12 protein-coding genes and 1 tRNA gene are annotated in these 12,584 nt (G+C 68.9%); 10 read left to right on the top strand and 3 right to left on the bottom strand.

Annotated elements, in window-relative coordinates; translation table 11 throughout:
• The first annotated feature begins 73 nt into the window (after positions 1-73).
• The 5 genes from P6897_RS07475 to P6897_RS07495 all read left to right on the top strand — a co-directional run bounded on the left by P6897_RS07475 (position 74) and on the right by P6897_RS07495 (position 5,108).
• Positions 74-847, top strand: a complete 774-nt coding sequence (locus P6897_RS07475) for a hypothetical protein (protein WP_023951035.1) — start codon at positions 74-76, stop codon at positions 845-847.
• 145 nt (positions 848-992) lie between these two features.
• Positions 993-1,769, top strand: a complete 777-nt coding sequence (locus P6897_RS07480; RefSeq protein WP_282502497.1) for a DeoR/GlpR family DNA-binding transcription regulator — start codon at positions 993-995, stop codon at positions 1,767-1,769.
• Entirely contained in the window at positions 1,766-2,716 is a 951-nt protein-coding gene (locus P6897_RS07485; protein ID WP_282502498.1) for a 1-phosphofructokinase family hexose kinase, read from the top strand. Before P6897_RS07480 ends, P6897_RS07485 begins: the two co-directional genes overlap by 4 nt.
• A gap of 37 nt (positions 2,717-2,753) precedes the next feature.
• Positions 2,754-4,826 (top strand): fructose-specific PTS transporter subunit EIIC, encoded by a 2,073-nt coding sequence (locus tag P6897_RS07490; RefSeq protein WP_282502499.1) that lies wholly within the window; start codon positions 2,754-2,756, stop codon positions 4,824-4,826.
• 12 nt (positions 4,827-4,838) lie between these two features.
• Positions 4,839-5,108, top strand: coding sequence for an HPr family phosphocarrier protein (locus P6897_RS07495; protein WP_023951028.1), 270 nt, complete (start codon positions 4,839-4,841; stop codon positions 5,106-5,108).
• A gap of 64 nt (positions 5,109-5,172) precedes the next feature.
• On the opposite strand, the gene P6897_RS07500 is transcribed toward P6897_RS07495, so the two are convergent.
• A complete protein-coding gene (locus P6897_RS07500; protein WP_282502501.1) occupies positions 5,173-5,811 on the bottom strand; it encodes an MBL fold metallo-hydrolase in 639 nt (212 codons plus the stop codon).
• A 121-nt stretch (positions 5,812-5,932) separates the two neighbouring features.
• Between P6897_RS07500 and P6897_RS07505 the strand changes: the two genes are divergently transcribed.
• Positions 5,933-6,008: transfer RNA gene (locus P6897_RS07505), tRNA-Glu, on the top strand.
• Between the two features lie 69 nt (positions 6,009-6,077).
• On the opposite strand, the gene P6897_RS07510 is transcribed toward P6897_RS07505, so the two are convergent.
• Both P6897_RS07510 and P6897_RS07515 read right to left on the bottom strand, forming a co-directional pair.
• Complete coding sequence (locus tag P6897_RS07510; protein ID WP_282502503.1) at positions 6,078-7,196, bottom strand: DUF4349 domain-containing protein; 1,119 nt, start codon at positions 7,194-7,196, stop codon at positions 6,078-6,080.
• Entirely contained in the window at positions 7,193-7,753 is a 561-nt protein-coding gene (locus tag P6897_RS07515; protein WP_282502505.1) for a sigma-70 family RNA polymerase sigma factor, read from the bottom strand. The genes P6897_RS07510 and P6897_RS07515 overlap by 4 nt, the downstream gene beginning before the upstream one ends.
• 116 nt (positions 7,754-7,869) lie before the next feature.
• Here P6897_RS07515 and P6897_RS07520 point away from each other — a divergent pair, with 116 nt between their 5' ends.
• From P6897_RS07520 to murA, 4 genes are all read left to right on the top strand, one after another.
• Positions 7,870-8,943, top strand: coding sequence for a TerC family protein (locus tag P6897_RS07520; RefSeq protein WP_112614442.1), 1,074 nt, complete (start codon positions 7,870-7,872; stop codon positions 8,941-8,943).
• Between the two features lie 151 nt (positions 8,944-9,094).
• Positions 9,095-10,543, top strand: coding sequence for a 3-isopropylmalate dehydratase large subunit (gene leuC / locus P6897_RS07525; protein ID WP_282502506.1), 1,449 nt, complete (start codon positions 9,095-9,097; stop codon positions 10,541-10,543).
• Positions 10,544-10,545: 2 nt separating this feature from the next.
• Positions 10,546-11,142 (top strand): 3-isopropylmalate dehydratase small subunit, encoded by a 597-nt coding sequence (gene leuD, locus P6897_RS07530; RefSeq protein WP_023951020.1) that lies wholly within the window; start codon positions 10,546-10,548, stop codon positions 11,140-11,142.
• Between the two features lie 71 nt (positions 11,143-11,213).
• Positions 11,214-12,581, top strand: a complete 1,368-nt coding sequence (gene murA, locus P6897_RS07535) for a UDP-N-acetylglucosamine 1-carboxyvinyltransferase (protein ID WP_282502508.1) — start codon at positions 11,214-11,216, stop codon at positions 12,579-12,581.
• Positions 12,582-12,584: the final 3 nt, after the last annotated feature.

Consider the following 12,584-nt stretch of genomic DNA (forward strand, 5'->3'; position numbering starts at 1 on the left):
GAGCCCTAGGTAGGCTGACCTAAGTCGGGCCTGTAAAAACTTCGCTTGTCCGACAGAAAGGTCATGATCCGTCATGGGTTACATCAAGTCCGCTGCCCTCGAGGAGACCGGCTACGTCGTCCTCGACCGCTACAACAAGGAGATCGATCCGAAGGAGTGGCTCGACGTCGAGTACGTCGACTGGAAGTCCTCCGGCGACACCCGTTTCGCTCCGCTGGCCTCGGCCAAGGGTGAGATCGAGTGCAACGGTTTCTGGAACCACAAGCCGCCGCGCACCGACAAGGACGGCGTGTGGATCGACTCGCAGACCGCGATCGCTCCGACGCTGACCGCGCGTGCGCAGGAGCCCGGCGCCAACGTCGGCCGCTGCCGCATCATCGAGCTGCAGCCGAACACGTACGCCGACTGCCTCTACAACCTGCACCAGGACGACAACAACCGCCTCAACCCCGACGGCACGGGCTGGGTCGTTCGCGGCTTCTTCAACCTGACGGATGACAAGACGAGCTACTTCGTGCTCCGTGAGAACCGCACCGACCCCAGCGAGGAGACCCGCATCGCGCTGCCCGCCGGTGCGCAGCTCATCGTCGACACCCAGCGCCTGTGGCACGCGGCAGCTCACTACGGTGACGAGCCGCGCTACTGCCTCATCACCTCGTGGGAGTCGGGTCCCGAGCTCGATGCCTACATCGCCAAGTACAACGGCGTGAACAAGGTGGAGAGCTACCCGGTCGACCAGGAGACCCTCGACGCCGGCCAGATCGAGCAGGAGCGCCGCATCGCCGCTCGTGCCGCCGCGCTCGCAGCACGCGGTCAGCAGGAGGTCATCGCGATGAGCGAGGCCTGAGCCTCGGACTCGCCTGAAGGGGAGGTGTCGGCTGCGGCCGGCACCTCCCTTCTTCGTCCTTCGCGGTGGGACCAAATACCGTGTTGCTTTCTGTTGCTTTGCGTGTGAATGCGTTGTAACGTGTGGGCATCCGAAGGAGGATGTCGTGTACGCAATGGAGCGCCAGCAGCTCATCGAACGAATGCTCGCCGCCCACGGTCGCGTGGCCGTCGTCGACCTCGCTTCGCGTTTCGATGTCACGACCGAGACGGTCCGGCGCGACCTCGCGGCCCTGGAGGAGACCGGCGTTCTCCGCCGGGTTCACGGCGGCGCGGTGTCGGCGGAGCGCGTCAGCACCGCCGAGCCATCCGTCGCGGAACGCTCCCAGCGCCACTCGGCGGCCAAGGAACGGATCGCCCGGCGTGCTCTGGCAGCGCTCCCGTCCGGGACCGGATCGATCTACGTGGATGCCGGCACGACCACCGGCGCCTTCGCGGACGCACTCATCGAGCGCAGTGCGCCGACCGGGCTCGAGGTCGTCACCCATTCGATGACGATCGCCCATTCGCTCGCCGGAGCGGCCGGTATCGGCCTGACGGCGATCGGCGGACGCGTTCGGGGCCTCACCGCGGCGGCCGTCGGATCGGATACCGTCGGCGCCATCACGCGGCTGCGGCCCGACGTCGCCTTCCTCGGCACGAACGGCATCGCCCGAGATGCCGGACTCACGACGCCCGACCCCGACGAGGCCGCCGTGAAGCGCGCCATCGTCGCCGGAGCCCGGCGCGTGATCCTCCTCGTCGATGCCGACAAGTTCGACGCCGAACTGCTCGTGTCGTTCGCCGACCTCTCGGACCTCGACGTCGTCGTGACCGACCGGGAGCCGGATTCGGAGCTCGCCCGCGCCCTGCGCGAGGCCGACGTGGAGGTATGGATCGCATGATCGTGACCCTGACGGTGCACCCGTCGCTCGACCGGACCATCTCGATCGATGCGTCGTTGCGCGTCGGCGAGGTGCAGACGGCGTCCGCCGTCCGCGAGGATGCCGGCGGCAAGGGCATCAACGTCGCGCGCGTGCTGCACGCGTCGGGGGTCGACAGTCTCGCCGTGCTTCCCCTGGACCCCGCCGACCCGTTCGCTGCGGTGCTGGCGGACGGGGATGTCGACGTGCGCACGGTCGCGGTGCACGGCCGCACTCGCGCGAACATCGCGGTCACAGACCCGACCGGCGAGACGACGAAGATCAATCTCCCCGGTGTGGCTCTGAGCGCGGCCGACCTCGACGACGTGATCGACGTCGTCGCGCAGTGCGCGCGCGGTGCCCAGTGGCTCGTGCTCGCCGGCTCGCTCGCGCCCGGCCTGCCGGATGACGCCTACGTCCGCGTCATCCGCGCGGTTCGCGACCGGTTGGGGGAGGAAGCCCCACGGATCGCTGTCGACACGTCGGGAGCCGCGCTGCGCGCCGTCGTCGCGGACGGACGTCCCGACCTCATCAAGCCCAACGACGAGGAGCTCGCCGATCTCTTGGGCGCGCCGCTGCCGGCGGCCGACACCCTCGCCGACGCCGTCCACCTCGCGTCTCGCGAGCTGGTCCCCGCGGCGGTCGGCGCGGCGCTGGTCACCCTCGGTGGCGACGGTGCGGTCTTCGTCTCCGACCGCGGCGCGTGGGCAGCGACTCCGCCCCCCACCCGCGTCCGCAGCACGGTCGGTGCCGGTGACAGCTCGCTCGCGGGCTTCCTCCTCGCCGACTCGCGCGGCGCGGACCCGGCAGCCGCGCTCGTCTCCGCCATCCGGTACGGCTCGGCGGCCGCGGCGCTCGAGGGAACGCAAGCCCCGACGCCGACCGATCTCCCCACCGCGGACATCCCCGTCCGCGCGCTCCATCACTGATCCGAACGACCCGCAACACTCGAACCAGGAGGACACCGTGTCCGACACCATCACCCCGGAGCTCGTCAGCCTCGACGCGCCCCTCGGGACCGACAAGAAAGACGTCATCCGCGCCCTCGCTCGCCTCGTCGCAGCGCAGGGCCGCGCCACGGACGCCGACGCCCTCGCGAAAGACGCCATCGCGCGCGAAGAGAAGGACGAGACCGGGCTTCCCGGCGGCATCGCGATCCCGCACGCGAAGAGCGCTGCGGTGACCCAGGCCTCGCTCGCGTTCGCTCGACTGAAGCCGGGCGTGGCATTCGGAGCCCCCGACGGCCCGGCCGACCTCGTCTTCCTCATCGCCGCGCCCGAGAACGCCGCTGAAGAGCACCTCGCGGTGCTGTCGCGTCTCGCCCGCAGCCTGATGCAGGACTCGTTCACGAGCGACCTCCGCGCCGCGGCATCCGCCGACGACGTCGTGCGTACGGTTCGCGCGGCGATCGGCGAGGGCGATGCCGCCCCAGCACCCGCTGCCGCCGCGCCGACGGCCACCTCGGCCGCGCCGGCTGAGGCCACCGCCGGCGACCTGACGATCGACGGCCGTCCCGCCCGCATCGTCGCCGTGACCTCCTGCGCGACGGGCATCGCCCACACCTTCATGGCTGCCGACGCGCTGACTGCCGCAGGTAAGGAAGCCGGGATCGACCTCGTGGTCGAACCCCAGGGCTCCAGCGGCTACCAGGCGCTGCCGGCATCCGTCATCGACAACGCCGACGCGGTCATCTTCGCCACCGACGTCGACGTCCGTGAGATCTCACGGTTCGCCGGCAAGCCGGTGATCCGTTCGGGCGTCAAGCGCGGCATCGAGCAGCCCGCGGAGATGATCCGTGAGGCCGTCGCCGCCGCGTCCAACCCGAACGCCGCCCGCGTCAGCGGTGCGGCAGCGGATGCGGGTTCCGGTGCGGGCACCGCGTCGCAGAATCTGTCGTGGGGGGCGAAGATCCAGCGCATCCTGCTCACGGGCGTGAGCTACATGATCCCCTTCGTCGCCGGCGGTGGGCTGCTGATCGCCCTCGGTTTCGCCCTCGGCGGCTATGAGGTCACGGCGAACGCGTCGAAGGTCATCATCGACAACGCGCTGTGGAACCTGCCCACGACCGACATCACCTCGCCGTTCGGGCCGCTCGGCCAGTACCTCGGGTCGGTGGCGTTCATGATCGGCTCGACATCCATGGGCTTCCTGGTGGCCGCTCTCGCGGGCTACATCGCCTACGCGATCGCCGACCGTCCGGGCATCGCTCCCGGATTCGTCGCCGGTGCGATCGCCGTCACGATGAGCGCCGGCTTCATCGGCGGCATCATCGGCGGTTTCCTCGCCGGCTTCGTGGCCTGGTGGCTCGGGCGCCTCCCCGCCCCGCGCTGGCTGCGCGGTCTGATGCCCGTGGTCATCATCCCGCTGCTCGGTTCGATCGTCGCCTCGGGTCTCATGATCCTGTTCCTCGGCCGGCCGATCGCCGCGCTCATGGCGCTCCTCACCGATGGCCTCACGTCGCTCACCCAGAGCGGTGCGGGCCTCATCGTCGTCGGCGTGATCCTGGGCCTGATGATGTGCTTCGACCTCGGCGGTCCGATCAACAAGGTCGCCTACGTCTTCGCGACGACCGGACTCGCGGCCGCCTCCACCGAGAACACCGCGCCGTACCTCATCATGGCCGCGGTCATGACGGCGGGCATGGTGCCGCCGCTGGCTCTTGCGCTCGCGTCGACGGTGCTCGCCCGTCCGCTCTTCACGCCGGTTGAGCGCGAGAACGGCAAGGCGGCATGGCTGCTGGGCGCCTCGTTCATCAGTGAGGGGGCGATCCCGTTCGCCGCGGCCGACCCGCTGCGCGTCATCCCGGCTTCGCTCGCCGGTGGGGCGATCACCGGTGCGCTGAGCATGTGGTTCGGCGTCCAGAGCTTCGCTCCGCACGGCGGCGTGTTCGTGCTGTTCGCCATCTCGCCGGTGTGGGGTTTCTTCGTCGCGCTTCTGGCGGGTACCGTCGTTTCTGCGCTGTTGCTCGTCGTGCTCAAGAAGTACGTCCGCAAGAGCTCCACCGCCCCGGCCCCGGCCGCGGCGACCGCGACAGTCTGAGGAGACACCACCATGGCAGAACGCACCGCCACCATCGCGAGCAGCTCCGGACTGCACGCCCGCCCCGCGAAGCTCTTCGTGCAGGAGGTGCAGTCGAAGGGCGTTCCCGTCACGATCGCCGTCGAGGGCGGCCCCGACCTGAACGCCGGCAGCATCCTGAGCATCATGGGCCTGGGCGCCTCGCAGGGCTCGGTCGTGACGCTCAAGGCCGAGGGTGAGGGTGCCGAGAAGGCTCTCGATGAACTCGTCGCCTTCCTCGAGATCGACCACGACGCGGCCTGATCCGCTCGGAACACACGGATGCCGTGGACCTTCGGGTCCACGGCATCCGTCGTTCCCGCGCGGGTCAGATGTCGGTGGAGTCGCCCGGGTCCAGCGCGACGAAGTCGCCGCCGTTCTGCTGGGCCGCCCACGTCAGCCGCTCGCGCCCCATCGCGAGGCCTGCCGGTGAGAGGGTCATGTCGTGGGTCGCGAAGACACGCCGCGGCTTGACCTCGAGCACGAAGTCCATCGCGTCGCCGATCTTCAGCCAAGGGGCGCCGACGGGCGCCGCCAGAAGCTCCACTTTCGCTCCCTTGGGCACGGCGTACGAGTCACCGGGGTAGTAGAACGCGTCGTCGACGAGGACGCCGACGTTGTCGATCACGGGGATCGACTCGTGGATCACCGCGTGGCGTCCGCCGAAGAACTCGAGGCTGAACGGGCCCGCTTCGAGCTTGTCGCCGGGGGAGACCTCGCGGATGTCGAACCCTGCGGCCGCGCGCACGACACCCTCCGGGCCGTAGACGGGGATGTTCGGGAACTGCTCGAGGATCGTCGACAGGTGCTGCGACGTCCAGTGGTCGGGGTGCTCGTGCGTGACGACGACAGCCACGACGTCATGCAGATCCTCGAGCGGCGAGGTGAACGTGCCGGGGTCGATGATCAGGGTCTTGCCGTCGCGCTCGAGGCGCAGGCAGGCGTGTTCGTGCTTGGTGACATGCATGCCCTCAGTCAACGCCCGACACGCCCGAGAGGGCAATGGGGGCCTCGATTTTGCCGGATGCGCGAGCCCGTGGCATACTTTAACGGTTGCCTCCGGAGCCCCGGGGAAGACAAAAAAGTACGGCCCCATCGTATAGCGGCCTAGTACGCCGCCCTCTCACGGCGGTAACGCGGGTTCGAATCCCGCTGGGGTCACCACTGCGAAACGCCCATCCGATCGGATGGGCGTTTCGCGTTTCTCGGGAACCGGCCTCCGGCCCCGCGAGGTCAGTCGCCGGTGGAGCTCCGTCGCGCTCGGCGCCGGCGCGTCGTCGAGACGACGAGCCAGATCAGCGCGGCGGTGAGACCGATCACGACGAGCCAGGGCAGCAGGAACCCGAGCGCCACGACGATCCCGTTGAAGGTGGCGATGAGCCCGTTCCACCCCGTCGCGAGTCCGTCGCCGAAGCCGGCGGGATCGGCGTCCACCTTCTCGGCCGGGGTCTGCAGCTGCACCGTGAGCGACGACAGGCTGACCTGGGACTCGAGCGCCGTGAGCTGCTGCTGCAGCGAGTCGAGCTCGGCTTGCCGATCCGCGAGTGCGGACTCCGCTGCGATGAGGTCGGCGACCGATCCCGCTTCACCCATCAGCTCCGTCAACCGCTCGACGGATGCCTGCCCGGCGGACACCCGGGCGCGGAGGTCGGTCGTCTGCGTCGTCACGTCGTCGCGTGAGACCTGAGAGGTCTCGACCTCGCCGACATCTGCGAGCGCAGTGATGGCCTGCTCGAGGCTCGCTGCGGGAACCCGGACGGACACCCAGGCCGAGCCGGCGGAGGCAGGCCAGACCGCGCGGTCATCCGCGTACGGCAGCGCGCCCGCCGCCGTGCCCCCGAGACTCATCGACTCGACATAGCCGCCCGCGGCGACGGCGGCCTCGGCGATCGATTCCGCCGCGTCACGGGGATCGTCGGCGATCACTGTGGCGGACGCTGTGGCGATGACGTCGCGCCCGGCGGGGGAGTCGGACACGGCGCCGGAGGCCGACCCCTCATCGGTCGACCCGTCCAACGCGAACGGCTCGGGCTGCGCCGCCGAGTCGCCGGCGTCTCGCGACACTTCGCCGTTCTCCATCGTGCCGAAGAACCCCTCCGGGGCGGTGGCGGGCGCGACGGAGGATGCCCCGCCGCTGCTGCTCGTCAGCTGCGGCGCGATGGCCGCGGCCACGACGATCACGGCTGCCGCGGCGCCGGACGCGCCCCACCAGGCCCGCCGCCGTCGCGTCCGCTGCGCGGCGGCCCGGTCAGCCGAGGCGCGGCGTTCGGCCCGCTCGCGCCCGATGTCCGCGAACAGAGCCTCTTCGATCGCATCGATACGGCTGTCATCCAGGGCGGGTAGATCGTTCATGACTGCTCCGGTTCAACGCTCGAGCGGACGAATGTGCGGATGCGGGAGAGCCGGTTCCGGACCGTCCCGTGGCTGACGCCGAGCTGGTCGGCTGCTGCTTGATACGCGAACCCCTCCGCGGCGCAGAGCCGGAAGATGTCCTGGTCGAGGGGGCTCAGCGAGCCGACGGCCGCGAGGATGCGTTCGACGAGATCGCTCTGCACGACCTGCCGCTCGACGTCCACCGTGTCGGCGACCTCGGCGGCGTCCTCATCCGTCGTGTGGCGTCGTTCCCGTTGCCGTCGGCGGATGCGGTTCGCGCTCTGGAACCGGCAGATGGTGACGAGCCACGGCAGCAGCGACTCGCCCGCCAGCTCGAGCTCGGGCAGTTTGCGCCAGGCCACCAGGAACGTCTCCTGCGTAACGTCCTCGGCTTCGACGCGATCGCCCAGCAGGCCATGCGCGAGCCAGTACACCGGTCGCACGTAGGCGCGATAGAGCGTACGGAAGGCGTGCTCACTTCCGGACACCGCAGCTTCGACGAGCTCGGCATCACCGCGTGTGATCGTGTCGACCATGCGTCTGAGTTCCTTCCCTCATCCCATCAGTGTCGCGTCGTCGCGAACCGTCTCACACCCGGGCCGCGGAGGAGCCGGGGTGTAGTCTCGGGAGGCTTCCTCCCCGAAAGGCTCGCATGGACCTCCCCGTGCCGTTCCAGATCGTCGCGCTCGTCGTCCTGGTGCTCGTGCTCGTCGCCGATCTGCTCATCATCGTCAAGCGGCCCCACATCCCGTCGCCGAAGGAATCGACGCTGTGGGTGCTGTTCTACGTCTCCCTGGCGCTGGTGTTCGCCGGCATCCTCTGGGCCGTTGCAGACGTCGAGCACGCCGGACAGTTCGTCGCCGGATGGCTGACCGAATACAGCCTCTCCATCGACAACCTCTTCGTGTTCGTCCTGATCATGAGCCAGTTCTCGGTTCCGCGCCGGTATCAGCAGAAGGTGCTGATGGTGGGCATCATCATCGCGCTGGTGCTTCGAGGTCTCTTCATCCTCGCGGGGGCGGCGATCATCGAGCAGTTCAGCTGGGTGTTCTACATCTTCGGTGCCTTCCTCATCTACACGGCGATCAAGCAGGCGCTGCCCGAGGGCGACCACGACGACGACGTGAAGAAGGAGAACTTCCTCGTCCGCATCATCCGTCGCACGGTGGACATCTCCGACGAGTACGACGGCCCCAAGGTCCGGACCGTCGTGAACGGCAAGCGGATGTTCACCCCGATGATCATCGTCTTCGTGGCGATCGGCGTCACCGATCTGCTGTTCGCCCTCGACTCGATCCCGGCGATCTTCGGCATCACGCAGGACCCGTTCCTGGTGTTCACCGCGAACATCTTCGCGCTGATGGGGCTGCGCCAGCTCTACTTCCTGCTGGGCGATCTGCTCGACCGGCTCAAGTACCTGCACTACGGCATCGCGTTCATCCTCGCGTTCATCGGCGTGAAGCTGATTCTCCACGCGATGCACGAGAACGAGCTCGCGTTCATCAACGGCGGCGACGGGATCGCCTGGGCGCCGGAGATCTCGACGTGGGTGTCGCTCGGCGTCATCATCGGCGCCATGCTCGTCGCGACCGTCGCCAGTCTGATCGCCGCGCGGCACGACCGCGACGCGGCCGGCCCGACCCAGGCTGCGGCCGCCGTCGCCGACGAGCAGGGCACGCCCCCCACGGTCGAGCAGCCGCACCCGCGCGACGACGAGCGCTCGTGACCGGACGCCGCCGCGGCGCCCGGTGGTATTCTGACCGCATGCGGATCGCTCGCCTTCTCCTTAGCGGCCGCGGCGAGGTCTCGTTCTGAGCCCCTCCTCGCCGCGGAGTCCGTCGTGGGCTTGATCCCGGTTCGCAAGGAGAACGAAACCCATGAGCATTCCCACCCCTCCCGAGCGCCCGCGCACCCTCGCCGAAAAGGTCTGGGACGACCACCTCGTCGTCAAGGGTGAAGACGGTCAGCCCGACCTGATCTACATCGACTTGCACCTCGTGCACGAGGTCACGAGCCCGCAGGCCTTCGACGGTCTGCGTGCCGAGGGGCGTCCGCTGCGGCGCCTCGACCTGACGATCGCGACCGAGGACCACAACACCCCGACGCTCGACATCGACAAGCCAATCGCGGACCTCACGAGCCGAACGCAGATCGAGACCCTTCGGCGCAACGCCGAGGAGTTCGGCGTCCGCCTCCACTCGCTCGGCGACGCGGAGCAGGGCATCGTCCATGTCGTCGGACCCCAGCTCGGCCTCACGATGCCGGGCATCACGGTCGTGTGCGGCGACAGCCACACCTCGACGCACGGTGCGTTCGGCGCGATGGCGTTCGGCATCGGCACGAGCGAGGTCGAGCACGTCATGGCGACGCAGACCCTCCCGCTGAAGCCGTTCAAGACGATGGCGATCACCGTCGAGGGCGAGCTGAAGGAAGGCGTGTCGGCGAAGGACATCATCCTCGCCGTGATCGCGAAGATCGGCACCAACGGCGGCCAGGGCTACGTGCTCGAGTACCGCGGCAGCGCCATCCGCGCCCTCTCCATGGAGGGGCGCATGACCATGTGCAACATGTCGATCGAGGCGGGCGCCCGCGCGGGCATGGTGGCCCCCGACGAGATCACCTTCGAATACGTGAAGGGTCGCCCGCACGCGCCGACCGGGCAGGACTGGGATGACGCCGTCGCTTACTGGCGCACGCTCCCCAGCGACGAGGGCGCCGTCTACGACGCCGAGATCTTCATCGATGCGGCCGAGCTCGAGCCGTTCGTCACGTGGGGAACCAACCCCGGCCAGGGCGTCTCGCTCAGTGCGACGGTTCCCTCGCCCGACGACTTCAGCGACCCGAACGAGAAGGCGGCGGCTGAACGCGCGCTCGAGTACATGGACCTGCAGCCGGGTACTCCGCTCAAGGAGATCCCGGTCGACGCCGTCTTCATGGGTTCGTGCACCAATAGCCGCATCGAAGACCTGCGCGCGTTCGCGTCGATCATCGAGGGGCGCACGAAGGCTGACGGAGTTCGCGTGATGGTCGTTCCGGGCTCCGCCCGCGTTCGGCTCGAGGCTGAGGCAGAGGGCCTCGACCGGGTCTTCACGGAGTTCGGGGCCGAGTGGCGCTTCGCCGGCTGCTCGATGTGCCTAGGCATGAATCCCGACCAGCTCGCTCCGGGCGAGCGCTGCGCGTCGACCAGCAACCGCAACTTCGAGGGACGCCAGGGCAAGGGCGGCCGTACGCACCTGGTGTCGCCGCTCGTGGCCGCCGCCACCGCTGTGCTCGGGCGCCTCGCATCGCCGAGCGATCTGCCCGCACGCGAGAAGGTCGAGGCCTGACCATGGAGAAGTTCGAGACCCATACCGGTGTCGTCGCACCGCTCAAGCGCTCCGCCGTCGACACCGACCAGATCATCCCGGCCGTCTACCTGAAGCGCGTCACCAAGACCGGCTTCGAGGACGCGCTCTTTGCCAACTGGCGTCAGGACCCCGAGTTCGTGCTGAACCAGCCCGCTTTCGCGGGGGCGTCGATCCTCGTCGCCGGGCCCGACTTCGGTACCGGATCGAGCCGTGAGCATGCGGTGTGGGCGCTGCGCGACTTCGGATTCCGCGTCGTGCTGGCACCCAAGTTCGCCGACATCTTCCGCGGCAACGCGGGCAAGCAGGGCCTCCTCGCCGGTGTCATCTCGGAGTCGGATCGCGAGGCGATCTGGGCTGCCGTGGATGCGCAGCCGGGGGTGCGGATGACGGTCGATCTCGAGGCACGCGTCGCTGCTCTCGGCGACCTCCGAGTCCCGTTCGAGATCGACGATTACACTCGTTGGAGGCTCCTCGAAGGACTCGACGACATCGGGCTCACGCTGCGCAATGAAGAGGCGATCGCGCAGTTCGAGGCGCGCCGCGAGGCGTGGCGACCCCGGACACTCCCCGTCGCGTAGCCCCGGATCACGCCCTGAACCGTGGGGCGAAGATCCGCCCCGCCCTCGATCACCAAGTGAGGAAGTCCTGCATGAGCACTCCGCCGAGTGAGCCGTCCGCATCGGAGAACGGCAACCGTCGCGAAGACGGCGAGATCCTCGAGATCCGGGGCGGGCGGCCCCTCGTCGGACGTGTCGACGTCAAGGGAGCGAAGAACTTCGCGACGAAGGCCATGGTTGCCTCGCTGCTCGGCGAGACCGAGAGCGTCCTGCGCGACGTTCCTGACATCAGCGATGTGGCCGTGGTCCGGTCCCTTCTCGAGGTGCACGGCGTGACGGTCGCCGACGACGGCGAGGGCACGTACCGGCTCGACCCGAGCGGGGCCGAATCGGCCGGCTTCGAGGAGATCGACGCGCACGCCGGCGCCTCGCGCATCCCGATCCTCTTCTGCGGGCCGCTCCTGCACCTGCTCGGCCAGGCGTTCATCCCCGACCTCGGCGGATGCCGAATCGGGGACCGCCCCATCGACTTCCATCTCGACGCGCTCCGCAAGTTCGGCGCGATCGTCGACAAGCAGCCCAACGGCATCCGTCTTTCGGCGCCCGAGGGACTTCACGGTGCGGACATCGACCTGCCCTACCCGAGCGTCGGCGCCACCGAGCAGGTGCTGCTGACTGCGGTGCGGGCCAAGGGCACGACGGAGCTGCGCAACGCCGCCATCGAACCCGAGATCATGGACCTGATCGCCGTGCTGCAGAAGATGGGCGCGATCATCTCCTACGAGCCGAATCGCGTGATCTTCATCGAGGGCGTCGACAAGCTCCGCGGGTACGACCACCGGTCGATCTTCGATCGCAACGAAGCAGCCTCATGGGCGTGCGCCGCCCTGGCGACCGACGGCGACATCTTCGTCGGCGGTGCGAAGCAGCAGGAGATGCTCACCTTCCTCAACGTCTTCCGCAAGGCCGGAGGCGACTTCGACATCCAGGAGGACGGCATCCGCTTCCGTCGCGACGGCGCGCTGCGTCCCGTCTCGGTCGAGACCGATGTCCACCCCGGATTCATGACCGACTGGCAGCAGCCGCTCATCGTCGCCCTGACGCAGGCCGAAGGCGTCTCGACCGTGCATGAGACGGTCTACGAGAACCGTCTCGGCTTCACTCAGGCGCTGAACAAGATGGGCGCGCAGATCGTGGTGCACCCCGAGGGCATCGCGAGCCCGGACCGTCGCGTCCCGCGTCGCGCCCTCGAGCAGGCCGCGGTCATCACGGGCCCGACGCCGCTGCACGGTGCGGATGTCGTCGTGCCCGACCTGCGCGGCGGATACAGCTACGTCATCGCGGCTCTCGCGGCCGAGGGAACGTCGGTCGTCCGCAACGTCGGGATCATCCGCCGGGGCTACGAGAAGTTCTTCGACAAGCTCGAGGCGCTCGGCGCCGACTTCGACATCATCGGCTGACGC

It is taken from the genome of Microbacterium sp. BDGP8, assembly GCF_029991045.1.
Taxonomy (GTDB): Bacteria; Actinomycetota; Actinomycetes; order Actinomycetales; family Microbacteriaceae; genus Microbacterium; species Microbacterium plantarum.